Annotated in this window: 18 protein-coding genes; 10 read left to right on the forward strand and 8 right to left on the reverse strand. The window is 62.5% G+C overall.

Translation table 11 applies throughout. The features are described 5' to 3' along the window. Window positions 1-126: 126 nt before the first annotated feature. Window positions 127-888 (reverse strand): ABC transporter substrate-binding protein, encoded by a 762-nt coding sequence (locus AACQ95_RS06225; RefSeq protein ID WP_098984221.1) that lies wholly within the window; start codon window positions 886-888, stop codon window positions 127-129. 395 nt (window positions 889-1,283) lie between these two features. Between AACQ95_RS06225 and xseA the strand changes: the two genes are divergently transcribed. Next, window positions 1,284-2,642: an exodeoxyribonuclease VII large subunit gene (gene xseA / locus AACQ95_RS06230; RefSeq protein ID WP_241278069.1), complete on the forward strand. Its 1,359-nt coding sequence runs from the start codon at window positions 1,284-1,286 to the stop codon at window positions 2,640-2,642. Between the two features lie 65 nt (window positions 2,643-2,707). Here xseA and hutW read toward each other — a convergent pair whose 3' ends face one another. Further along, a complete protein-coding gene (hutW, locus tag AACQ95_RS06235; RefSeq protein WP_241278070.1) occupies window positions 2,708-4,075 on the reverse strand; it encodes a heme anaerobic degradation radical SAM methyltransferase ChuW/HutW in 1,368 nt (455 codons plus the stop codon). Between the two features lie 264 nt (window positions 4,076-4,339). On the opposite strand from hutW, the gene AACQ95_RS06240 reads away from it, so the two are divergent. Then, the gene (locus AACQ95_RS06240; RefSeq protein WP_098984224.1) at window positions 4,340-5,935 is read left to right on the forward strand and encodes a methyl-accepting chemotaxis protein; all 1,596 of its coding nucleotides are present in this window, start codon (window positions 4,340-4,342) and stop codon (window positions 5,933-5,935) included. A 91-nt stretch (window positions 5,936-6,026) separates the two neighbouring features. Here the strand turns inward: AACQ95_RS06240 and aroG are convergent, their stop codons facing one another. From aroG to AACQ95_RS06265, 5 genes are all read right to left on the reverse strand, one after another. Further along, window positions 6,027-7,082, reverse strand: a complete 1,056-nt coding sequence (gene aroG / locus AACQ95_RS06245) for a 3-deoxy-7-phosphoheptulonate synthase AroG (RefSeq protein WP_098984225.1) — start codon at window positions 7,080-7,082, stop codon at window positions 6,027-6,029. 202 nt (window positions 7,083-7,284) lie between these two features. Continuing rightward, window positions 7,285-8,568: a 3-phosphoshikimate 1-carboxyvinyltransferase gene (gene aroA, locus AACQ95_RS06250; protein ID WP_172955359.1), complete on the reverse strand. Its 1,284-nt coding sequence runs from the start codon at window positions 8,566-8,568 to the stop codon at window positions 7,285-7,287. A 171-nt stretch (window positions 8,569-8,739) separates the two neighbouring features. Next, a complete protein-coding gene (serC, locus tag AACQ95_RS06255) occupies window positions 8,740-9,828 on the reverse strand; it encodes a 3-phosphoserine/phosphohydroxythreonine transaminase (RefSeq protein ID WP_043555460.1) in 1,089 nt (362 codons plus the stop codon). Window positions 9,829-10,052: 224 nt separating this feature from the next. Further along, complete coding sequence (locus AACQ95_RS06260) at window positions 10,053-10,982, reverse strand: electron transfer flavoprotein subunit alpha/FixB family protein (protein WP_241278071.1); 930 nt, start codon at window positions 10,980-10,982, stop codon at window positions 10,053-10,055. A gap of 94 nt (window positions 10,983-11,076) precedes the next feature. Further along, window positions 11,077-11,829 carry an electron transfer flavoprotein subunit beta/FixA family protein gene (locus AACQ95_RS06265; RefSeq protein WP_241278072.1) on the reverse strand — a complete coding sequence of 251 codons (753 nt, stop codon included), beginning with the start codon at window positions 11,827-11,829 and terminating at the stop codon, window positions 11,077-11,079. A gap of 126 nt (window positions 11,830-11,955) precedes the next feature. Between AACQ95_RS06265 and AACQ95_RS06270 the strand changes: the two genes are divergently transcribed. The 3 genes from AACQ95_RS06270 to AACQ95_RS06280 all read left to right on the forward strand — a co-directional run bounded on the left by AACQ95_RS06270 (window position 11,956) and on the right by AACQ95_RS06280 (window position 15,970). After that, window positions 11,956-13,605, forward strand: coding sequence for an electron transfer flavoprotein-ubiquinone oxidoreductase (locus AACQ95_RS06270; RefSeq protein WP_241278073.1), 1,650 nt, complete (start codon window positions 11,956-11,958; stop codon window positions 13,603-13,605). Between the two features lie 805 nt (window positions 13,606-14,410). Further along, on the forward strand, window positions 14,411-15,358 hold the full coding sequence (corA, locus tag AACQ95_RS06275) for a magnesium/cobalt transporter CorA (protein ID WP_011705843.1): 948 nt from the start codon (window positions 14,411-14,413) through the stop codon (window positions 15,356-15,358). A 150-nt stretch (window positions 15,359-15,508) separates the two neighbouring features. Then, window positions 15,509-15,970: a DUF2919 domain-containing protein gene (locus tag AACQ95_RS06280; protein WP_042871506.1), complete on the forward strand. Its 462-nt coding sequence runs from the start codon at window positions 15,509-15,511 to the stop codon at window positions 15,968-15,970. A gap of 15 nt (window positions 15,971-15,985) precedes the next feature. Here AACQ95_RS06280 and AACQ95_RS06285 read toward each other — a convergent pair whose 3' ends face one another. After that, window positions 15,986-16,738, reverse strand: a complete 753-nt coding sequence (locus AACQ95_RS06285; protein WP_241278074.1) for a hypothetical protein — start codon at window positions 16,736-16,738, stop codon at window positions 15,986-15,988. Between the two features lie 256 nt (window positions 16,739-16,994). Here AACQ95_RS06285 and AACQ95_RS06290 point away from each other — a divergent pair, with 256 nt between their 5' ends. From AACQ95_RS06290 to AACQ95_RS06310, 5 genes are all read left to right on the forward strand, one after another. After that, window positions 16,995-18,230 (forward strand): siderophore amonabactin export MFS transporter, encoded by a 1,236-nt coding sequence (locus AACQ95_RS06290; protein WP_157774645.1) that lies wholly within the window; start codon window positions 16,995-16,997, stop codon window positions 18,228-18,230. 57 nt (window positions 18,231-18,287) lie between these two features. Then, the gene (locus AACQ95_RS06295; RefSeq protein ID WP_241278075.1) at window positions 18,288-20,261 is read left to right on the forward strand and encodes a siderophore amonabactin TonB-dependent receptor; all 1,974 of its coding nucleotides are present in this window, start codon (window positions 18,288-18,290) and stop codon (window positions 20,259-20,261) included. 71 nt (window positions 20,262-20,332) lie between these two features. After that, on the forward strand, window positions 20,333-21,349 hold the full coding sequence (locus AACQ95_RS06300) for an amonabactin ABC transporter permease subunit 2 (RefSeq protein ID WP_043137052.1): 1,017 nt from the start codon (window positions 20,333-20,335) through the stop codon (window positions 21,347-21,349). Between the two features lie 14 nt (window positions 21,350-21,363). Beyond that, on the forward strand, window positions 21,364-22,431 hold the full coding sequence (locus AACQ95_RS06305; RefSeq protein WP_043137048.1) for an amonabactin ABC transporter permease subunit 1: 1,068 nt from the start codon (window positions 21,364-21,366) through the stop codon (window positions 22,429-22,431). After that, the gene (locus AACQ95_RS06310) at window positions 22,431-23,234 is read left to right on the forward strand and encodes an amonabactin ABC transporter ATP-binding protein (protein ID WP_043137045.1); all 804 of its coding nucleotides are present in this window, start codon (window positions 22,431-22,433) and stop codon (window positions 23,232-23,234) included. The genes AACQ95_RS06305 and AACQ95_RS06310 overlap by 1 nt, the downstream gene beginning before the upstream one ends. The last annotated feature ends 38 nt before the right edge of the window (window positions 23,235-23,272 follow it).

Consider the following 23,272-nt stretch of genomic DNA (forward strand, 5'->3'; position numbering starts at 1 on the left):
CCACAGCGCGACTCCATGGCAGATGCCAGCAATCTTCCGTTGTGACACTGCACCGGGGAAACAAACGTCATTCTGCGCCATGGGACAGACATCGACACAAGATGCCGGCGTCATTTCTTGGCCGTTTTATTTGAAATTGCAATCCAGTGTGGAGTCTTCATCGACCCGACTCTGAATACCATATTTCTTCCATATATCGTCAAGCAACCCCAGCCGAGCCAAGCTTGCCAGGTGCTCTTGAAAAACCATGATGGAAATATCGGATGTAGCGGCGAATATGGCTCGTAAATGATAATTTTGTGCCGGATGAATGGATATGATCAGTTTGCTCCGTAATTCAGGATCCTGCTTCAGCATGTCTTGCAGACGATAAAAACCCAGCCTGATAAAATCCCCCCGATCTCTCAACAGGGCATTGACTATCTGGCTATCATCTCTCAACAGCAAACTGGTCTTTTTCTCAAAATAATGAAAACCTCTTACCCCTATCATTGTCAGTTTATTTAACTCATTGAAAAAATTTTGATCCCGACCCGCTTTATAACGTGCGACATAGCATTCCGAGTAATCCAGCAGAGGGGTTGATATAATCACTTTATTGACATCCCATCCCCAGCTGACATCCTGAAACAGGAGCATGTCAAATCGTCCCATATACATTTCTGCATATACACGATAAGGGCTGGTAACAACGGGGCGATAGTGATAATCGGACTGGATAGCATTGAGTGCATCAATAATATCGAAGGTCACCCCATGCCACTCATTGTCACTGGTTTTTTCAACAAATGGACTGAATGGGTAGACTGCAACATCAATGTCGGTTGCCCCCCATGACAAAGAAGAGACAAGAACAAGCAATAGCGCTTCCCGGTGAAAGATACTCATGGTAATGCCTCCTGAATGAGGGGGCAGGTGCAGGCAAGCGTGTTTTATTTACGCTCACCTGAACCATCCCAAAATATTCAATATCAGCGATGAGAAAACCGTTGATTTGGGTTGCAGCAGCACTGTCGATACGGCCTGTCTCTGCTTGCTTGGCGCTTTTTCGCGACCGCCTTGCCACACCCCTTGTCCATGCTGACATCACCTGCTCGCTCTGGCAGTCGGTCGACTGTTCAAGATACGATTGATGATAGTTGCTTACCCAATGGGTGCTCACCCCCCTGCGGCCGCCACCAGATCAAGCCGGGCCACGCCCGGGCTCGGCTCTTGCACCGAACTGCGCTAAGATGGCGCCATTGTTTTCTCCCCTTGCCCAGGGCACAGCAGCAGGATCCCCCTTGAATCGCCTCAACCCATCCAGCCAGCAACAACAGGTCTTTACCGTCACCCGCCTCAATAGCGCAGTGCGCATGATCCTGGAGCAGGATCTCGGCCTGGTGTGGCTGACCGGGGAACTCTCCAACCTGGCGATGCCAAGCTCGGGCCATTGGTACTTTTCGCTCAAGGATCTCGGTGCCCAGGTGCGCTGCGCCATGTTCAAGGGCAACAACCGGCGGGTGGCGTTTCGCCCGCAGGACGGCATGCAGGTGCTGGTGCAGGCGCGGGTCTCCCTCTACGAGCCGCGTGGCGACTATCAGCTCATCATCGAATCCATGCAGCCCGCCGGTGATGGCGTGCTGGCCCTGCGCTTCGAAGAGCTCAAACGCCGCCTCGGTGCAGAAGGGCTGTTTGACGAGGGCCGCAAGCGCTCCCTGCCCCGTGAACCGCGCGCCGTGGGGCTGGTCACCTCAGCCACCGGCGCCGCCCTGCACGACATGCTGACCGTGCTCAAACGCCGCGCCCCGGATCTCCCCGTCTTCATCTACCCGACCCAGGTGCAGGGCAGCGCCGCCATCGGCCAGATAGTGGCGGCCATTGCCCTGGCCAACCGCCGCGCCGAGGTGGACGTGCTGATCGTCGGTCGCGGCGGCGGCTCGCTGGAAGATCTCTGGTGCTTCAACGAGGAGGCGGTGGCGCGCGCCATTGCCAACTCCAGCATCCCCGTCATCAGCGCTGTGGGCCACGAGGTGGACGTGACCATCAGTGACTTTGCCGCCGACTTGCGTGCCCCAACCCCGTCGGCCGCCGCCGAACTGGTGGCGCCGGACAACCAGGCCCGCATCCAGCGCCTCGCCCATCTGTGGCAACGGCTGGCACAGGGCATAGGCCGCCACCAAACCGCCGCCCGCCACGGCTTCGCGTTGCTGCAAAAACGGCTCGACCATCAGGATCCCAAACGGCGGCTGGAGCAGCAGTCCCAGCGCCTCGACGAACTCTCCGCCCGCCTGCAACAGCTGATGAATCAAAAGTTGCATCAGGGGGAGCGGCGCCTCGCCAACCTGGAGCTGCGCCTGCAAGGCAAGAGCCCGGAGCGGCTGCTGGCCGCTGGCAAGCGCCGCCATCAGCTGGCCGAAGAAAGACTCTATGCGCTGATCGCCAAACGCCAGGATCTGGCCAGCCACCGCCTCGCCATGCTCACCGCCCGCCTCGACGGTGTGAGCCCGCTCGCCACCCTGGGTCGCGGTTACTCCATCACCCGCACCCAGAGCGGTGAGGTGATCAGCCGCGCCGCCCAGGTGAACGCCGGGCAAACCCTGGTCACCACGCTCGCCGAGGGGCATCTGCAGGTGCGGGTGGAAGAGGTGCACAACCGATAATTGAACACGGGGGCGCTTTGCAGCGCCCCCGTTTCATCCTCTTCCCTGTCGTTGCCGCCTGTCCGTCACACCAGCGAATGGCGCACCATGTCGGCCGGAGCCGGCGCCGCATCAGATCCCGCCAGCGGATTGAGTTGCAAGTACTCAAACATTCCTGCCTGCAGATTGACGTTCCAGAAACGCCCCGCCAGGGTCAGCTCAAGCCGCGCTTGCGTGAGCGTCGCCAACCCGTGCCGCTGCCAGGCCTCAAACAGCGGCAGCAGGTGGGCCCGTAGCGGCGCGGGCAAACGCGCCAGCGTCAACCAGCCGCTGTCGAGGGCGCCACGCAGCAGGCCGTCCATGAGGGCATTGGGGTTCTTCCCCATCACCATGCCGGGCGCCCGCACATCGCCTGCCAGCGCCTCGTGCCAGAGGGCCAGATCCCGGCCATACATGAGGCCATGGCCGTGCACGCTACCTCCAGCCCCGGCCCCGAAGGGGAGGATCTCGGCGCCGCGCTTGGCCATCTGGTTGTAGCGGCTCTGCTCGGCATCCCCACGCCGCCAGTGGCTGCAGGAGAGCCGCTGCCAGCCGCCCTGCTCCAGGGTCTGGGCGCCATAGGCATACATGGCGGCTCGCTGCTGACCATCGGCCGCCCAGCCCAATTTGCCGCTCGCCTCGGCCCGTTCTAGATTGGTGCCCGCCATGGCGATCAGCTGATAGAGATCCACGCCGTGCACTCCGCTGGCCATCACATCCGCGATATCCTGGCGCCACACGGCATCATCCTGCCCCGGCAGGCCGAAGATGAGATCCGCCACTATCACGGCGGCATCATCCCGGGTCAGCTCGGTCAGCCGGGCCAGCAGGGTCTGCCTGTCGTCGAAGCGGGCCGCCTGCTGGCGCACTTGGGTGTCAAAGCTCTGCACCCCGAACGAGAAGCGGTTGAAGCCCCCCGCCAGCGCTGTCTGCCACTTGGCATCATCAAAGCCGTTGAGACGCCCCTCCAGGGTCACCTCGGCATCTGCGGTCAGCGGAAAACCCTGGATGGCCCTGGCCAATCGCGCCAGATCCTCGACCGCCATGTCGGTCGGTGTGCCGCCCCCCACATAGACGGCCGAGCAGGGCTTGCTCTGCCCAAAGGGGGTATCCGCCGCCTGCTGCAGGCTGGCGCACAGGGCCGCCATGTAACGGCTCATGCGCGCCGGATTGGCGCCATTTTCGAAGAAATTGCAGAAGCTGCAGCGCTTGCGGCAAAACGGGATATGGATGTAGAGCGCCCGCTCCCCGGCCTCGCTCTCTTGCTGCCACCAGGCTTGCCAGCGCCCATGGTCGAGGGTGAAGGGGCGAATGCCACCCCGGCTGGCATGGGCCGAGGTTTTGGCGCCGAAGGCAAACTTGAGGGGATCCGGTGTGTCGAGTCCGGTCATGGTCGGGGTCAGTTGTAATGTCATCACTGGCTGGGTTACCGCATGGAAATAATGCAAATGATAACCACTATCAATTAATGCCGAGTTTGTGCTGGATCAAACCAGGCTCAGACAACCCAGCTTTGCTACCCATCCTTAACCTCCATCATGGATCCAGTTAACAGATAATTTACTCAAGATGGGGTAGGGTGTGCCGATAGAGAACCATCTCCCCCGCCCTGACGAGCGAGCGTGAGGAGAGTCGCCCGGCATTGACGCTCGCCCACTTGCGCATGGACCCTGCAAACGATGCAAAATCTGTCACTGAACTGGAAAATCTTCCTCCCCCTCACCCTGGTGATAGGCTGTACCTTCGCCCTCAGTTTCGAACTCTCCGCCTGGCTGCAACGGGATCTCGCCATCCGGCTGGCCGGTGAAAAGGTCGAGAGCGCTGCCAACACCTACATGGATCAGCTCAACGTCATGATGATGACGGGAGCCATCGCCAACCGGCAAATCGTGCAGACCAAGCTCAAGAGCGAGGCGGGGATCGTCGAGGCTCGCCTGATCCGCGCCCCCGCCGTGACCGACTTGTTCGGGCCGGGTCACCCGGATCAGCAGGCAGAAGACAGCTGGGATCAGCGCGCCATCGCGCAAGGGGAGACCATACTCGAGCAGCAGGGCAATCGGCTCACCCTGGTCAAGCCCTTCAAGGCATACAAGGAGTACCGCGGCACCCAGTGCACCACCTGCCATCAGGTGCCGGAAGGCACCGTCATGGGGGCTGTGCGGATCAGTTACGACCTCAGCCATACCTTCGGCGAAATTCGCCACAACAACCTGATCCTGAGCGGCAGCCTGGTGGCGGTGTTCGGGCTCGGGTTTGGCCTGCTTGGCTGGGTGCTGCAGCGCTACATCAAGCGACCGGTGCGCCACCTGCAACTGACCATGACCCGCATGGCCAAGGAGCGGGATCTCTCCCTCCCCCTGCTCAACCCGAGCCAGGATGAGCTGGGCCAGATGACCCGCGCCGTCAGCGACATGGTGCAGGGTTTTCGCCACAGCCTGCAGGAGGTGGAGCACGCGACTCGGCAGCTCTATCAGGAGTCGAACCAGATCCGGCAGGTCGCGACCCAGACCGAAGGCTCGGCCCGCCAGCAGGAGAACATGACCACCCAGGTCGCCGCCGCCGTCAGCGAATTGGCCGCCAGCTCCCACGAGGTGCGCGAGCACGCCCGCCACAGTGCCGAACTCTCCGCCCTCACCAACCAGGATGCGGCCGACACCAGTCGCCTCGCCCAGCACTCCATCGCCGACATGGGCGAGATGTCGGCCGAGATTGAACGGGTCGATCGGGTGATCCAGCAGCTCGACAACCGCTGTCTGGCCGTCGATGGCGTGCTGGAGGTGATCAAGGGGATTGCGGATCAGACCAACCTGCTGGCCCTCAACGCCGCCATAGAGGCGGCCCGCGCCGGCGAGCAGGGTCGCGGGTTTGCGGTGGTGGCCGACGAGGTACGCGCCCTCTCCAACCGCAGCCGCGCCGCCAGCGAGGAGATCTCCCAGATGATCGCCGCCCTGCAAAAAGAGGCCCAGAGCGCCGTGGCGGTGATCGGGGATGCAAAATCCAAGGCGGACGAGAGCATCCACAAAACGGAGGCGACCCTGGCCGCCATGCAGAACATCATAGGTCGCATCGCCAGCATCAACGATCTCAACGCCCAGATGGCACAATCCGCCGAGGAGCAGGACAGGGTCTGCAGCGAGGTGGACAGCTCGGTGAGTGACATTCGCAACACCTCCAACGACACCCTGGGCCAGGCACACGCCGCCAACCTCGCCAGCATCCAGCTGGTGGAACAGTGCCAGAAGCTGGAGCAGTTGCTCAAGACCTACCGCTGGTAAGGCGCAACGCCCCAACAAAAAAGCGCGACCCGAGGTCGCGCTTTTTATTGTCTTGCTGCTGCCGCAGGCAGTCAGCCGGGACAGATCAGGATCAGCCCGCGTTGCGAGTGGCTACCGCATCGGCCAGTGTGCGCAGCAGCACTTCGGTATCGGCCCAGCCGATGCAGGCATCCGTGATGCTCTGACCGACGGTGAGCTCGCACCCTTCCACCAGATCCTGACGCCCTTCCACCAGGTGGCTCTCCACCATGACACCGAACACAGCCCGGCTGCCGGCACGCAGCTGACCGGCCACGTCCTCGGCCACCAGCATCTGGTTCTTGAACTGCTTGCTGCTGTTGGCATGGCTGAAATCTATCATCACCTTCTGCGGCAGACCGGCCTTGTCCAGCCCCTTCACCACCTCGTCAACGTGCGCGGCGCTGTAGTTCGGCTCGCGACCGCCACGCAGAATGATGTGACAGTCCGGGTTGCCCCGGGTGGCGACGATGGCGGAGTGGCCATACTTGGTGACCGACAGGAAGTGGTGCGGCGCGCTGGCGGCACCGATGGCATCGATGGCCACCTTGATGGTGCCATCCGTGCCGTTCTTGAAGCCAACCGGGCAGGAGAGACCGGAGGCCAGCTCACGGTGCACCTGGGATTCGGTGGTACGGGCACCGATGGCGCCCCAGCTCATCAGATCCGCCACGTATTGCGGGGTGATCATGTCGAGGAACTCGGAGGCGGTCGGCAGCCCCATGTCGTTGAGATCCAGCAGCAGCTTGCGACCGATGCGCAGGCCGTCGTTGATCTGGCAGGTATTGTCGAGGTAGGGGTCGTTGATCAGCCCCTTCCAGCCGACAGTGGTGCGCGGCTTCTCGAAGTAGACCCGCATCACGATCTCCAGCTGCCCCTTGAGCTCGTCACGCAAGGTCTTGAGGCGCTTGCCGTACTCCAGTGCGGCGGCGGGGTCGTGGATGGAGCAGGGACCGATCACCACCAGCAGGCGCTGATCTTCACCGGCCAGGATCTGATGAATGGCCTGGCGGGATTCGAAGACGGTATTTGATGCGGTCTCGGTGGCTGGAAACTTCTCAAGCACCGCAACCGGGGGTAATAACTCTTTGATTTCACTGATACGAACGTCGTCGGTTTGATGCTGCATGACAAGGCTTCCTGCTAGATGACTGCGATAAAGAAACTTCAATCTAGCCCGCACGGGCAGCGGTGTAAATAGAAAATTACATCTTCATGAAATGAATTTAGCAACGCAGTCTTGCAAGTTGCAATAATACTGCTAGCGAATTGTTGGCGGACTGAAAAACAAGGCCCGCACTGAGGCGGGCCTTGGAGCAATCGAAACTGGCTCAAACGGCCTGACTGACGCTTGCCAATTTGTCGAAGTAGTCCGGGAAGGTCTTGGAGGTACAACCCGGATCATTGATGGTGACGGCGGTATCCGACAGCGCCACCAGCGAGAAGCACATGGCGATGCGGTGATCGTTGTAGGTGTCGATGGCCGCATGCTTGAGCTGGGCCGGCGGCGTCACGGTAATGAAGTCGTGCCCCTCCTCCACCTCCACACCCAGCTTGCGCAGCTCGGTGGCCATGGCGTGCAGACGATCCGTCTCCTTCACCCGCCAGTTGTAGATGTTGCGGATGGAAGTAGGCCCCTCGGCAAACAGCGCCACAACCGCTATGGTCATGGCCGCATCGGGAATATGGTTCATGTCCATGTCGATGCCGTGCAGCGGGGCCTGCTCGGCCTCGATGAAGTCGTCACCCCAGGTGATGCGCGCACCCATCTTCTCCAGCACGTCGGCGAAGTGGATGTCGCCCTGGATGCTGTGCTTGCCGATGCCGGTCACGCGCACCTTGCCCTTGATGGCCCCGGCCGCGAGGAAATAGGAGGCGCTGGAGGCATCCCCTTCCACCAGGAAGTCGCCCGGGCTGACATAGCTCTGGTTGCCCTTGATGTAGAACAGCTTGTAGTTGTCGTGCTCGATGACCACCCCGAACTGCTTCATGATGTGCAGCGTGATGTCGATGTAGGGCTTGGAGACCAGCTCCCCCTTGATGTGGATGCGGGTGTCGCCCGCCGCCATGGGCGCCGCCATCAAAAACGCCGTCAAAAACTGGCTGGAGACGGAGCCGTCGACATGCACATCACCGCCCCACAAGCCCTTGGCATCCACCACCAGCGGCGGGTAGCCGTCTTTTTTCAGGTACTGGATATGGGCACCCGCTTCGCGCAGGGCATCCACCAGATGGCCGATGGGACGCTCTTCCATGCGTGGCTCGCCGCCCAGGGTATATTCGCCCGAGCCCAGACACAGCGCGGCGCACAGCGGACGCATGGCGGTACCGGCGTTGCCGAGGAACAGATTGACCGGCTCCTTCACCGCGAAGCTGCGGCCCAGACCGTGCACTGTGCACTCTGTCTTGTCGGCGGAGAGCTTGTACTTGACCCCGAGCTGGGTCAGTGCCGCCAGCATGTGACGAATGTCATCGCTGTCGAGCAGGTTGGTGAGCCGGGTGGTGCCACGGGCCAGCGCCGCCAGCAGCAGGGCCCGGTTGGACACGCTCTTGGAGCCGGGCAGATTGACCTCACCGGCCACACGAGAAATAGGTTCCAAACGCAACGAATTCATAAACTTCCTGTACTGTCTCAAATAATTCACCTGACCGGACGTTAGCAGCCCGCGCCTTGCTCGGCAAGACCGCGCGTGGCACAAAAGCGGGCCAGACTCACGGTCGATCAGGATCCACTGAAAAAACAGACGCCGGGGAGTCCCCGGCGTCTGCAATTGGGGAAAAACGCCTCAGCCGTGACGCTTGGCAAAGCCATCCATAAAGCTCACCAGGGCCTTGACCCCTTCCAGCGGCATGGCGTTGTAGAGGCTGGCACGCATGCCACCGACGATGCGGTGCCCCTTGAGCGCCAGTAGACCGGCGGCTTCCGACTCGGCCAGGAAGAGCGCGTCCAGCTCGGCATTTTTCAGCTGGAACGGTATGTTCATGCGGGAGCGGCAGCTGGCATCCACCTTGTTGCCATAGAAGCTCGACTGGTCGAGGTAGCCGTAGAGGAAATCGGCCTTCTCCTTGTTGCGCGCCTCCATGGCGGCGAGCCCGCCCTGTTCTTTCAGCCACTCGAACACCAGACCGGCCAGATACCAGGCGTAGGTGGGCGGGGTGTTGAACATGGAGTCGTTCTTGGCGGTGAGCTGGTAGTCAAAAATCGAGGGCACGTCGGCGCGGGCCTGGTTCAACAGGTCATCGCGCACTATGGCGATGGCCAGGCCCGACGGGCCTATGTTCTTCTGGGCACCGGCGTAGATGATGCCGAAGCGGCTCACGTCGATGGGGCGGGAGAGGATGGTGGAGGACAAATCCGCCACCAGGGGCACATCGCCGGTGGCCGGGATGTCGAACATCTCTATGCCGTCTATGGTTTCGTTCGGGCAGTAATGCACAAAGGCCGCATCGGCGCGAAACGCCGGGGTCGGCAGCAGGTGGGAGATGCCCTGGGCGTTCTTGGCAACCCCGGGGAAGGTCTGGATGTCACCGTACTTGTGGGCTTCATCCACGGCGCTCTGGGCCCAGACACCGGTCAGCAGATAATCGGCCTTCTTGTTGGCACCGCCGAGCAGGTTCATGGGCACGGCGGAGAACTGGCCACGACCACCACCGTGCATGAAGAGCACCTTGTAGTTGTCCGGCACCGCCAGCAGTTCGCGCAGATCGGCTTCCGCCTTGGCGGCGACCGCCATATAGGGCTTGCCGCGGTGGGAAAGCTCCATGACCGAGGCTCCCAGCCCCTGGAAGTTACAAAATTCGCGCTGGGCGCGCTCCATGACTTCAACCGGCAACATGGCGGGGCCGGCGCAGAAGTTGTAAATCTGTTTGCTCATGACGCTTTCCGTGAGTGGATGAGAGTAATCGATGACTTGTCTGGTTTTACACAAGAGCCGCCCCAGGATCAAAGGCTTTTTGGGAGCTGGCTCAACCTTTTGTCGCCCGGCCCGGCTCAGGCCATGATGAAAAAAGCCCTGAACGGGTCAGGGCTTGCAGGGAACATGCATGGAAATGGGGGACAGGCCGCATCAATGACAGGCAAGGCCCCTTTTCAACAAATTCACAGCTTGGCGGTGAGCTCGGGCAGCAGGGTGAAGAGATCCCCCACCAGACCGTAGTCCGCTACCTGAAAGATGGGAGCCTCGCCATCCTTGTTGATGGCGACGATCACCTTCGACTCCTTCATGCCCGCCAGATGCTGGATGGCACCCGAGATACCGACAGCTATGTAGAGCTCGGGGGCGACCACCTTGCCGGTCTGGCCCACCTGCAGATCGTTGGCCACATAACCCGCATCCACCGCCGCCCGCGACGCCCCGACCGCGCCGCCCAGCTTGTCGGCCAGCGCCTCGATCAGGGCAAACTGCGCCTTGGAGCCGAGCGCCCGGCCGCCGGAGACCACCACCCGCGCCGCCGCAAGCTCGGGTCTGACGGATCGCACGGCGCGCCGCTCGACCAGCCGGGTGCGGCAGGCCACATCGGCCACCGGCAGCCGCTCGACAACAGCCTGCCCAGCCCCGAATTCGGCCTTGGCAAAGGCGGTCGGCCTGATGGTGAGCACCTTGATGGGAGCGCTGCTCGCCATCCGGGCAACGGCATTGCCCGCATAGATGGGCCGCAGGAAGGTATCACCGCTCTCTATGCCGGTCACCTCGGAGAGCATCTCGACCCCGAGCCTGGCCGCGACCCGCGGCAACAGATCCTTGCCCTGGGTGCTGGCCGCCATCAGGCAGTGCTGATAGTCGCGTGCTATGTGGGCGAGCAGCGGATCGACGCCGTCGTTCAGCCCTTCCGCCAGCATGGGATGCTCGGCCAGCAGCACCCTGTCCACCCCTTGCAGGCTGGCGGCCTGTTCGCCCGCCTCGGTCAGCCCCTGGCCCAGCAGCAGGAGATGCACCTCGCCGCCAAGCTGACCCGCCGCCGTGACCAGCTGGGCCACGTTGTCGGCAAGCCTGCCCTGATGATGTTCAGCAATAACCAGTACGCTCATGACAACACCCTATCGTTAGCAACGCGTTTCATCGTGCCAGCCCTCATCCCAGCCAGGGACAGGCACCCAATATGTTTCACCATCATAGGTGCGCTCATGGCAGTACCTTGGCTTCGTGCCTGAGTTTGTCCAGCAGCTCGTCCACCGAGCCGACCCTGACGCCGGCACGGCGCACGGCTGGCGCCATCACCCCAAGCAGCCGGGTATGGCCGGCGGGTTCGACGCCTAGGATCGCGAAGGGGGCACTCTCAAGCGGCTTGCGCTTGGCTTTCATGATGTTGGGAAGCGAGGCAAAGCGAGGTTCGTTCAGGCGCAGATCCACGGTCACCACGGCAGGCAGTGGCATGCCGAGGGTCTCCAGGCCGCCGTCAATCTCGCGGGTTACTTGCAGCTCGCCGTCCACCAGCTTGATGGCGGAGGCGAAAGTGGCCAGCGGCCAGTCGGTGAGGGCTGAGAGCATCTGGCCCGCCTGGTTGTTGTCAGAATCGATGGACTGCTTGCCGAGCAGCACCAGATCGGGCTGCTCCAGCTCACACACCTGTTGCAGGGAACGCGCCACGGTAAGCGGAGTGAGCGTCTCATCGGTCACATAATGGCGGGCCCGATCCGCCCCCAGCGCCAGGGCATGGCGCAACTGCTCGACCGCCGCCTCAGGCCCGAAGGTCACCACCACCAGCTCGGTCGCGATGCCGGCTTCACGCAGCCTCACCCCCTCCTCCACCGCAATTTCACAAAACGGGTTGATCCCCATCTTCACATTGGCGAGCTCCACGTCGGAACCATCGCTCTTGACCCGGATCTTGACGTTGTAATCCAGTACCCGCTTGATCGCGACCAGCAGCTTCATGACGCGCATCCCTCGCTTCGGTTGAGTGAATCCATTGACGAGCCCTCGCATTTTTTTGCTTACAATTGCTTTACGTTTACGTAAACTACCAGCACTACCCTAGGCCAAGTCAAGCGCAGAGGCAAGATGGAACGCGAAGCAATGGAATTTGATGTCGTCATCGTCGGTGGCGGCCCGGCAGGGCTCAGCGCCGCCATCGCCCTGAAGCAGCACAATGCCGATCTCTCGGTCTGTCTGCTGGAGAAGGGAGCGGAAATCGGCGCCCATCTGCTCTCCGGCGCCCTGTTCGACCCCATAGCCCTCAAGGAGCTGTTGCCGAACCGCTGGCAGCAGGCGCCCCTTGGCATTCCCGTCAACGATGATCGGGTTCATCTGTTGCAAAACGACAGCCGCGCCCTGCAACTGCCCCACTGGGCCGTGCCGCCGCGCATGCACAACGATGGCAGTCATATCCTCAGCCTGGGCAACCTCTGCCGCTGGCTCGGTCAGCAGGCCGAGCAGCTGGGAGTCGAAATATACCCGGGTTTTACCGCAAGCGAGCTCATCATGGAAGCGGGACGGGTGCGGGGTGTGATCACCGGCGATCTCGGGCTGGACAAAGCCGGCAATCCCAAGGCGGATCACGTGCCCGGCATGGCGCTCTATGGCCGCTACACCCTGTTTGCCGAAGGGGCCCGCGGCCATCTGGGCAAGCAGCTGATCGCCGAGTTCAATCTGGAAAACAGCGCCCAGCCACAACATTATGCCATCGGCTTCAAGGAGCTGTGGCAGGTGCCCGCGGATCAGGCCAAGCCGGGCCGGGTGCTCCATGGCAGCGGCTGGCCGCTGGTCGAGCGCCGAGCCAGCAAGAGCCAGGGTGGCTTCTACCTCTATCATATGGAGGGCAATCAGGTGGCGGTCGGGCTTATCGTCGATCTCAACTACAGCAACCCCTGGCTCAGCCCGTTCGACGAGTTCCAGCGCCTCAAGCACCATCCCCTCATCGCGCAGACCCTGCAGGGAGGCGAGCGCATCAGCTACGGCGCCCGCGCCATCACCAAGGGCGGCTGGCACTCCCTGCCCCGCATGCACTTTCCCGGTGGTCTGCTGATTGGCTGCGATGCCGGCACACTCGACTTCTCCCGTATCAAGGGCATTCACACCGCCATGAAGTCGGGCATGCTGGCGGCGAAAACCGTCGCCATGACGCTGCGCGGCGGCGATGAGGGTGGCCGGGATCTGGCCGAGTACAGCGATGCGTTGCAACAGAGCTGGCTGGGGCAGGAGCTGAAGACAGCCCGCAATTTCGGCGCCGCCCTGCATCGCTGGGGCCCCTTGCTTGGTGGCGCCTTCAACTGGCTCGAGCAGCGGGGTTCCTCCTTACCCCTGATGGGCTCTTTTACCCTGCTGGACCGGGAGCCGGACTACCGTCAGCTGCGCATGGCCAGCCGCTGCGATCCCATCGATTATCCCAAGCCGGACGGCAGACTCAGCTTTGACAAGCTCTCTTCTGTTTATCTCGCCAACACCAGTCACGATGAGGATCAGCCCTGCCACCTCAAGTTGCAGGACGCGAGTATCCCGGTGGCGGTCAACCTGCCCACCTGGGCCGAGCCCGCCCAGCGCTACTGTCCGGCCGGGGTGTTCGAGATAGTGGAAAGCGAGAACCAGCCGTGCTTGCAGATCAACGCGGCCAACTGCATTCACTGCAAGACCTGCGACATCAAGGATCCCAGCCAGAACATCATCTGGACACCACCGCAGGGAGGTTCGGGCCCCAACTATCCCAATATGTGACGGGAGGCCCGCAGTGCTACGGCGACAGCAAGGATGCGCAGCCCCAGAACATCGTCTGGACACCGCCGCAGGGAGGTTCGGGCCCCAACTATCCCAATATGTGATGGGACTGCCCATGCAGATCAGCGGCGACACCAAGGATGCGCAGCCCCAGAACATCGTCTGGACACCGCCGCAGGGAGGTTCGGGCCCCAACTATCCCAATATGTGACGGGAGGCCCGCAGTGCTACGGCGACAGCAAGGATGCGCAGCCCCAGAACATCATCTGGACGCCACCGCAGGGAGGTTCGGGCCCCAACTATCCCAATATGTGATGGGACTGCCCATGCAGATCAGCGGCGACACCAAGGATGCGCAGCCCCAGAACATCGTCTGGACACCACCGCAGGGTGGCTCGGGTCCCAACTATCCCAATATGTGACGGGAGGCCAGCAGCGTTACGGAAACAGCAAAGATGAGCAATCCCAGCACATCGTCTGAACGCCACCGCGGGGGCTCAGGATCCCGCAATCCCGGCAGGTAAACCCGAGTCATCTTTCGCACAGAGGTGAACAAGGAGGTCGAACAAGCATTGCCACTTTCGAGGCTGGATCCGCTGATCCGACCTCGCTGTTTTTTTGAGCGAACAGGCTGAACCTCGGATGAATAGGCCCTGACAAGCGCGCCCCGCCCCTGTATAGTTCGCCGCATTCAGGTTTTCCATCGGCCCGTTTTGCTTGTCCACGGGATCGCTTTCTATGCGATCTAGGCCGCATGACCTGTGCAACCATCCCTGATTACCCATGACTTCTTAAGGGGGGACAGATGATCACCGCCTACATTCTCAATAACAAGGTACTGGACATAGTCACGCTCGGGCCTGACGACATAGTGCCTGACAACACCGTCTGGCTGGATGCCTACAAGCCGGACACGGCGGAGCGAGAATGGTTGACGGGCCTGTTTCTGGAAGAGGTGCCCGACAAGGAAGAGCTGGACGATATCGAAGCATCCGCCCGTTTCTACTGGGATACCGATGGTCTGCACATTCACTCCCTGTTCCCCCAGCGGATCGGCCGTGACACCAAGGGTGTCCACGTCTCCTTTACCCTGCGCAACAACCTGCTGATCAGCATCCGCGAGGATGACATCGGCCTGGTGCGCCTGCTGCGCCACTACATGCGCCAGGACAGGCTGGAGGTGGAGGATGCCCTCGATATCCTGCTGGAGGTGCAGAACCTCAAGGTGGAGTACCTCTCGGATCTCATCGAAGACGGTTACAAGACGTTGGAGAACACTGCCGATCAGATCTTCGAGCCGGATCAGATCAATCCCATGCTCAAGGAGTTGATGGCGCAGGAAGAGGCCAACGGCCAGATCCGTCTCTCCCTGCACGATACCCGTCGCGCCCTGCGGTTCCTCAAGCGCAGCCTGCGCCAGCGCATGAGCAACGAGCAGAACAAGTGGATCGACGAGATGCTGCACGATGTGGAGTCGCTGTTGCCCCACACCCAGTTCCTGTTCGACAAGATCAACTTCCAGCTGGAGGCCTCCATGGGGGTCACCAACCTGGAGCAGAACAAGGTGATCAAGATCTTCTCGGTGGCGGCGGTCATCTTCCTGCCGCCGACGCTGATCGCCAGCATCTACGGCATGAACTTCGGCCGCATGCCGGAGCTCGCCTGGGAGTACGGCTATCCGCTCTCGCTGGTGCTGATGGTGATGTCATCGCTCGGCACAGGCCTCTTCTTCAAGCGCAAGGGCTGGCTGTGACGCCGGCGGCACGGCACGAAAAAAGATAAGCGGATTGGGGGGCACTGGCCCCCCGATTAATTCGTGTCACCCGGCACGCCTTGCAAAGGGCGCCAGCCTGCCCCATATCCTCTTCATCATTTGCACAACCCAAGCGGATAACGGGCGACCATGACCCTCTACCCCGAACACAGATATGACGATCACGGCCAGTTGCGCCCTCCCCTCTGGTTTTGGCCCATCGCCCTCTTGCTGACCCGCTCGGTCTGGCTGTTTCTGATGGCCGGGGTCACCCGCGAGAGCGGCAGCGAGATCCTGACCCTCTTCTATCCGGACAAGATCAGCCTCTACATCAGCCTGCTGACCGACGTGCCCGCCATGCTGGCGCTGCTCGCCTTTGGCGGCACCTATCAGCAGACCAACAGCGTGCGCGCCTGGCTCAGACGCCACAGCCGCGGCCTCTTGCTCTGCTCCACCGTCAGCGGCCTGCTGATGCAGCTGCACAGCCTCAACCTGCAGAAATGGTCGTTCAGCTGGCCGACCGCCCTGGTGCTGATCGGCAGCCTCTGGGCGCTCTGGTATCTGCTGCGCAGCCGCCAGATCCGCGAATACGCGGCCGATCAACCTCACTGAGAAAATAGGGGTCACTCATTGACGCGTGACCCGGATCTGCAGGGTCTGGCGATCGCTCTGAGAACCGCGGCCTCCCTGCAACTGGGTCCCCAGGCTGCTGCCTTGCTGGGCCGAACTGGTGGAGAGCTCCCCCACCGTCAGCCACTGCCCCGGGGCACCGCTCACCTCGGTGGCGTTCTGCCCCGTGCTGATGGTGCCCTGCTCCAGCCTGGCCTGTTCGCTGCTGAGCGCTATCTGCACCCTGTCCCCTATCAGGGTGGCGGTGGCATAGAGACCGTTGATGAGCGGCATCAAGCCCACCACCTGACCACCGCGCCACTGATAGAAGGTGACCGGCTGGTAGGAACCCATCTGCAGCAACACGGGCCGCCCTGACAGGCCGCGCACCTGCCAGCTGTCGTTCTGGCTGCGCTGGTATTGCCGGGCATTGCCCTCCAGCAGCCATTGCCGTTTGGCCGCATCACCACCGATACCCGCCTCTATCTGCTGACCGCTTGAGGCGCCATCCACCCGCCATTCGACGAGCAGACTCTGGGGCGGCTGGTTGAGTTTGGCCAGGGTCGCTTCGGCCTCCTGCAACTGGGCCCCACTGCCGCTCAGCACCAGCTGGTTGCCCATGGCACTCACCCCGAGATCCGGGTAGATCTCCTTGAGGGTCTGCACCGCCGCCTGGGCCTCGAATACCGGGATCACCTTGACCTCGGCCCGCAGCGGCAGGCACCAGAGCCCGCCCAACAACAAGATCCCGCTCCAACGCCACCTTTTCATCTCTCTCTCCTGTCCGGGAGCCCGGCTCACCGTCTCTGCCAGTCTGGCTATCACCATCATGATCCATCTGCCTCGCATTTCAATGACTTTGCACCCCAAGGGCGATGGCGGCATGGGCCGGAGCGCCCCCCTTGACGGCCTGCGAGCTAAAAGGACGGAGATAGATCAAATAATACAAATAAAAATGATTACCATTTGTTGTCACGAAAAAATCGCTCGGATACAATTCGGACTCATTTTTTCGAGCCAGCCGCTGATGAAGCCTGTTACCGCCACCACCACTCCTGCCATCATCCATCTGGCGATGCTGATCAACATGCTCTCCATGGGCAGCATGATGATGGTGATGCCGCTCGGGCCGGATCTGGTCATCAGCCTCGGCATGCAACCGGAACAGACGGGTTATTTCAGCGGCGGTGCCACTCTGGGCGCGGCCCTGATGGGGCTTATCGCCGCGCCCTGGCTCGATCGCGTCAACCGCAAACCCGCCCTGCTGGTGCTGCTGACCCTGCGTTTCCTGCTGCTGATGGCCTGCGCCCTGGTGCAGAACAGCCAGCAACTGCTGATGCTGTTCATTCTGTCGGGCTGCGTGGCCGGGCCCCTCTCCGCCATCCTGATGGCCGCCGTGCTGGACCTGGTTCCCCCGACCGAACGGGGCCGCCGCCTCGCCTACGTGGGCATGGCCTTCTCGCTGGCTGCCATTTTGGTGGTGCCCATCGCCCTCGTGCTGGCCCAGTGGCTCGGCTGGCAGAGCCCCTTCCTGCTGTTTGGCGCTGGCGGCCTGCTGCTGGCCCTGCTCTGCGCCCGGCTGCTGCCCTCCCTGCCGGTCAGCCGCGCCCCTCACGGCAGCGGCTTGCGCCAGCTGCTGGGCTCGCCGCTCTGCCAGGGCGCCCTGCTCATTCTCTGTTTGCAGATGTTCGGTCACTTCCTGCTGATCCCGCACTTTGCCAACTACTTCCAGTTCAACCTCGCCTTCCCGCGCGAGCAGATCGCCGCCCTCTATCTGTGTGGCGGTCTCGCCAGCATGGCGACCATGCGGCTGTGCGGCAGCTGGATCGATCAGGGCCGGGCGCTGGCCGCCATCCTGATCACCAGCCTGTTGCTGGCGATGATCACCCTGCTCGGCTTCGCCGCCCCCGTCGGCGTGCCCGTCTACCTGCTGTTTACCCTCTTCATGGCGCTGAGCTCGGCCCGATCCAGCACCACGCTCGCCATCACGGCGGCCATTCCGGCCCCCCATCAGCGCGCCGCCTTCATGTCCTTCCAGGGCACGGTCACCAATGTGGCGGCGGGTCTCGGCAGCCTGCTCTCGGCCAGGTATCTCTTCTCGGATGACACTGGCGCCCTGCACGGCTTTGCGGGGCTCGCCTGGATCAATATCGGCTGCGGCCTGCTGGCCTGCGGCGGTGTCTGGCTCCTGCTCAAGGGGCTGGCGCAGACAAGGAATAACAATAACCCCGAGTCTGGCGCCGCCAGACAAGGAAGTCAGTGAGCTACCGGCCCCAGAGCCGGACCCCATAACCTCTGTTTTATTCATGGAGTTTTGACTATGCAGTTGCAGCCTGGCGTATTTCGCTTGAACCCGATTTTACTCTCCCTCGGCCTGTTTGCCCTGCCGGGCCTGGCCCAGGCCGAATCGGTCAAGGCCAACGAGACCATGGTGGTCACCGCCACCCAGACCCAGCACACCGAGCTGTCCGCCCCGGCCAGCGTCTCTGTGGTGACCCGCGCCGATCTGGACAAGATGAACGCCAACAACATAGGCGATGCCCTCAAGCATGTGCCGGGTGTCAACATCATAGGCACCAACCCCACGGGCCGCAGCGAGATCAAGATCCGCGGCATGGGCGGCGACTACACACTGCTGCTGATCAACGGCAAACGGGTCAACGCCCGCGAGACCCTGGGCAGCTCCTTTGGCAATGACTTCGACTTGAGCTCCATCCCCATGGCGGCCATAGAGCGCATCGAGGTGATCCGTGGCCCCGTCTCCTCCCTGTACGGTGCCGACGCCCTCGGCGGCGTGGTCAACGTGATCCTGCGCCAGGCCAAGGAGAAGACGGAAGCGGCCTTCGGCTACACCCACACCATGCCCACCAAGGGCGACGGTGGCGATGCCAACCAGGGCAGCGCCTTCGTCTCCGGAGCCCTGATCGACAACAAGCTGCTGGGCAGCGTGGTGGTGGAAGGCTATCAGCGCGACCGCTGGCACAGCGATCAGTCCAACAACCCGGATGCCGATGCGCTGGAAAAACGGGAAGTGGTCAACATGCTCTCCAGCCTGAAGTGGCTGGTCAGTGACAACCAGGATATCGATTTCGATCTGGGCTACAACCAGAACGACATGGACAGCTACTTCAACAACGTGCCCCGTGCCCCGACCGCACCGGCCACTCCGCACAACGTGCAAAAGCTCGATCGCCTGAGCCTGGGAGTCACCCACAACGGCCGTTGGGAGCACTTCGACAGCCGCGCCCGCTACTACTTCGAGCAAACGGATCTGATGGATGACTCCCAGCTCAATGGCGGCGCCGCCGATGTCACCCAGACCAACCACACGGTCGATGGCCAGCTGAGCGGCTATCTGGGGGATCACCTGCTGACCTCGGGCGCCGAGATGCGCAAGACCGAGCTGGAGCACAGCCGCAGCATCACCAACGGCAGCGTGGATGCGAGCCAGAGCGCCCTCTATCTGCAGGACGAATTCAGCCTGGGGGATCTGGCGCTGACCCTCTCCGGCCGCCTCGACCACCACGAAACCTATGGCAACGAGTTCAGCCCGCGCGCCTATGCGCTCTACAAGCTGAGCGACGAGTGGGTGATCAAGGGTGGCGCCGGCAAGGCGTTCAAGGCACCGACCCTGGCCCAGTCCAGCGAAGGCTTTGCTACCACCGCCTGCCGTGGCGCCTGCAAGGTGGTCGGCAACCCGAACCTGAAACCGGAAACTGCCGTCAGCTATGAGCTGGGCACCGCCTACGAGAGCGCTCGCTTCGGCGCCGGTGTAACCGGCTTCCACAACGACATCGAGGATCTGATCCAGAGCGATCAGTGGGGCCCTGGCTACCGTCCGACCGTCATGACCTACCTCAACGTCAAGAAGGCGCGGGTGAAAGGGCTGGAGCTGAACGGTTGGATCGACGTGCGAGACGACCTCAAGCTGACCGGCAACTGGAGTCTGCTGGATTCCGAAGACAAGAGCACGGGCGAGGATCTGGCCAAGACCCCGGATCACACCGGCAACCTCAGCCTGGATTGGCAAGCCACCGAGATCGTCAGCACCAACCTGGCCTGGCAATACGTGGGCAGCCAGTTCATCAAGGTACCGATGCACAACTCCCAGGCGCTCAAGTCCAAGCACTACCAGACCCTGGACGTCAACACCAAGTGGAAGGTCACCCCGGCGCTCGACTTCAAACTCGGCATCACCAACCTGACCAACACCCAGCGTGACCAGGTCGCCACCGACGCCGACTTCATCCTGGAAGGTCGCACCGTCTATGCCGGCGTGGATTACAAGCTGTAATCCCCCGTTCGGGAGCCCGGTCCAGGGCTCCCTTTTTCCGTTTTATCGCCTCGACAATAAGGAGTAGCCGGGTGCTCAGACACCAAACACAGCTGTTCTGGCTGGGAGTTGTTCTCCTGTTCCTGCTGATCTGTCTGTCACTGGCCACGGGTGCCGGTGTCTATGGTGGCCGCGAGGTCGCCGGATTTCTGCTGGGCGATCCCGCCCTCATGGCCGATGAAAAGCTCGCCATGATCATTCATACCCTGCGTCTGCCCCGCACCCTGTGTGCCCTGGTGGTGGGCGTCTGTCTCGCGCTGGCGGCCTCCATGCTGCAAAGCGCCACCCGCAATCCGCTGGCCGAGCCCGGCCTGCTCGGCGTCAACGCCGGCGCCGTGTTCGCCCTGGTGATAGGGCTGACCTATTTCGGCGTCGAATCGGCCTACGGTTACCTGCTCTGGTCCGGCATGGGTGCCCTGCTTGGCAACCTCATAGTGCTGGGTCTCGGCCTCATGGTGGGGCGTTCCAATCCGCTCAAGCTCATCCTGGTGGGGGTCGCCCTCTCCGCCACCTTCGGCGGCCTCTCCAACTTCCTGTTGCTCTCCAACAAGGTGGTGCTGGAGCAGTTCCGCTTCTGGAACCTGGGATCGCTGGCCGCCTCGGATCTCGACGCCGTGCTCACTGTGGTGCCCTTCGCCCTGGCCGGTCTGCTGCTGACCCTGGCCCTGTGCCGCCAGCTCACCCTGATGCAGATGGGGGACAACCAGGCCCAGGCCCTCGGCATACGGCCGACCCGGGTGCGGATCGGCGTGCTGCTTGCCGCCACCCTGTTCACCGCCTGCGCCATCGCCATCGCTGGCCCCATCGGCTTCGTCGGCTTCCTGGCCGCCTACTGCGCCCGTCTGGTGGAGCCGGTACGCCTCGCCATCCAGGTGCGTTTCTCCGCCCTGTTTGGCGTGTTGTTTCTGCTGGGGGCCGACATACTGGCCCGCTGGCTGATCCAGCCGTTCGAGCTGCCCAACGGGGTGATCCTGGCGCTGATCGGTGCCCCCGTGCTCATCATGGTGGTGCGCAGCGGCGGCTTCCGTTCCCTGCTGGCCGTCAAATAAGGTCGCCCTGCCTCATGAATAATCCAATGAATACACCGCTGAATGCTTCCCTCCCCTCCGGCACCCTCTGCCTGCGACTGGGTGAGCGCACCCTGCTGCTGCACCGCCGTGCCTGGCTGATCACACTGGGGCTCCTGGTGGCTCTGGTGCTGCTCTCCCTGCTGGCGCTGACCCTGGGCTCAAGCAAGCTCACCATGCTGGGGGTAGTGCAGACCCTGCTTGGCGAGGGGAGCCGGCTCGATGAGGTGACTGTCTTCAAGATCCGGCTGCCGCGCATCGTCGCCGTGCTGGTGGCAGGCGCCGCCATGGGCCTCTCCGGCTGCCTGGTGCAGACCCTCATTCGCAACCGCCTCGCCACCCCGGACATGATAGGGGTCAACGAGGGGGCGTCGCTCGCCATCATCGCCTTCTCCCTCTATCTCACCCTGGGCAGCTGGCCCTGGTGGGCCGCGCCACTCGGCGCCCTGTTTGCCGCCGCAGTGCTCTACGCCCTGTGCAACAAGCCGGGGGAGCAGGGTTATCTGTTCGTGGTGATCGGCATCGGCGTCTCCGAGCTGATGAACGCCATCGGCCAGTTCGTGATGTCCACCCAGTCGCTGGTGCACCTCACCAGCCTCTACCTGTGGAACATGGGCAACTTCGTCGGCCAGGGCTACGGCACAGTGGTGCCTGTGGGGATCCTGATCCTGCTGGTCTGCCCCTGGATCATTTATCTCTCCCGCGCCCTGGGCGTGCTGCGTCTGGGCCCCATCACGGCCCAGAGTCTGGGAGTGAACGTCAACCGGGTGCAGCTCGGCGTGCTGGCCCAGGCCATAGTCGTGGCGGCCCTTGGCACCGCTATCGGCGGCCCAGTGGTGTTCATCGCCATGGCGGCCCCCATACTCGCCTCCTGGATGAGCCGGGATCGCATAGTGCCGCTGTGGATTGCCGCCCTGTGCGGCGCCCTGCTGCTGCTGGCGAGCGACACCCTGGTGCGGGTGCTGGCCAGCCCCCATGAGGTCGCCACCGGCATCATGACCCGTATTCTTGGCGGCATACTGCTGCTGTTTATTCTGATCAAAGACAGACAGAGAACCGACTGATGACCCTCACCCTAAATCGCCTCCACTTCGGCTATCAGCAAAAGCCCGTCTTCAACGACATCTCCTTCACCATTCCCAAGGGCAAGCTGGTCGGCATAGTCGGCCCCAATGGCGGTGGCAAATCCACCCTGCTCAAGCTGCTGGCGGGCCAGGAGCAGCCCCAATCCGGTGAGATATTGCTCAAGGGCAAACCGCTGGAGAGTTACGGCATGAAGGCGCTGGCCCGGGAGCTCGCCTACCTGCCCCAGCGCCCCCTGGTGCCCGCCGGCATTCAGGTCGAACAGCTAGTGCAGTACGGCCGCCATCCCCATCAGGGCTGGTTCAATCAGTGGAGCGAAGAGGATGCCCGCATGGTGCGCTGGGCCTGCGAGCGGATGCAGCTTGGCGACATCTTGGCGCAGAGCGCCAGCTCCCTCTCCGGCGGCCAGGCCCAGCGGGTGTGGCTGGCCATGGTGCTGGCCCAGGATGCGGATATCATATTGCTCGATGAACCCACCAGCGCGCTGGACATAGGCCACCAGACGGAGGTGATGGAGGCCATCCACCAGATCACCGCCGAGGGCAAGACTGTGCTCATCGTCATCCACGATCTCGCCACCGCCGCCCGCTACTGCGACGAGCTGATCGCCATCGGCGAGGGCAAGATCCAGGCCATGGGCCCGGCTCGCGAGGTGGTGACCAAGCCCCTCATCGACCGCCTCTACCAGACGGACGTGGACATACTGCACGCCCCCGGCGATGGCGCCCCCATCATAGTGCCGCGCCGCCGCCCGCACGCCTTTGCCATGCAGCAGCAGGCCTGAACACAGGATCAAAAAAACCGCCTTGATGGCGGTTTTTT

It is taken from the genome of Aeromonas sp. MR19 (assembly GCF_963899305.1).
Taxonomy (GTDB): domain Bacteria; phylum Pseudomonadota; class Gammaproteobacteria; order Enterobacterales; family Aeromonadaceae; genus Aeromonas; species Aeromonas bestiarum.

Bases quoted from the DNA above. Each gene is read 5' to 3' on its own strand.
- AACQ95_RS06265 (WP_241278072.1), bottom strand. From the start codon at position 11,829: ATGAAGCTGCTGGTCGCGATCAAGCGGGTACTGGATTACAACGTCAAG.
- AACQ95_RS06225 (WP_098984221.1), bottom strand. From the start codon at position 888: ATGAGTATCTTTCACCGGGAAGCGCTATTGCTTGTTCTTGTCTCTTCT.
- aroG (WP_098984225.1), bottom strand. From the start codon at position 7,082: ATGCAGCATCAAACCGACGACGTTCGTATCAGTGAAATCAAAGAGTTA.
- serC (WP_043555460.1), bottom strand. From the start codon at position 9,828: ATGAGCAAACAGATTTACAACTTCTGCGCCGGCCCCGCCATGTTGCCG.
- AACQ95_RS06295 (WP_241278075.1), top strand. From the start codon at position 18,288: ATGCAGTTGCAGCCTGGCGTATTTCGCTTGAACCCGATTTTACTCTCC.
- AACQ95_RS06260 (WP_241278071.1), bottom strand. From the start codon at position 10,982: ATGAGCGTACTGGTTATTGCTGAACATCATCAGGGCAGGCTTGCCGAC.
- aroA (WP_172955359.1), bottom strand. From the start codon at position 8,568: ATGAATTCGTTGCGTTTGGAACCTATTTCTCGTGTGGCCGGTGAGGTC.
- AACQ95_RS06305 (WP_043137048.1), top strand. From the start codon at position 21,364: ATGAATAATCCAATGAATACACCGCTGAATGCTTCCCTCCCCTCCGGC.
- hutW (WP_241278070.1), bottom strand. From the start codon at position 4,075: ATGACATTACAACTGACCCCGACCATGACCGGACTCGACACACCGGAT.
- AACQ95_RS06285 (WP_241278074.1), bottom strand. From the start codon at position 16,738: ATGAAAAGGTGGCGTTGGAGCGGGATCTTGTTGTTGGGCGGGCTCTGG.
- AACQ95_RS06290 (WP_157774645.1), top strand. From the start codon at position 16,995: ATGAAGCCTGTTACCGCCACCACCACTCCTGCCATCATCCATCTGGCG.
- AACQ95_RS06310 (WP_043137045.1), top strand. From the start codon at position 22,431: ATGACCCTCACCCTAAATCGCCTCCACTTCGGCTATCAGCAAAAGCCC.
- AACQ95_RS06280 (WP_042871506.1), top strand. From the start codon at position 15,509: ATGACCCTCTACCCCGAACACAGATATGACGATCACGGCCAGTTGCGC.
- corA (WP_011705843.1), top strand. From the start codon at position 14,411: ATGATCACCGCCTACATTCTCAATAACAAGGTACTGGACATAGTCACG.
- AACQ95_RS06270 (WP_241278073.1), top strand. From the start codon at position 11,956: ATGGAACGCGAAGCAATGGAATTTGATGTCGTCATCGTCGGTGGCGGC.
- AACQ95_RS06240 (WP_098984224.1), top strand. From the start codon at position 4,340: ATGCAAAATCTGTCACTGAACTGGAAAATCTTCCTCCCCCTCACCCTG.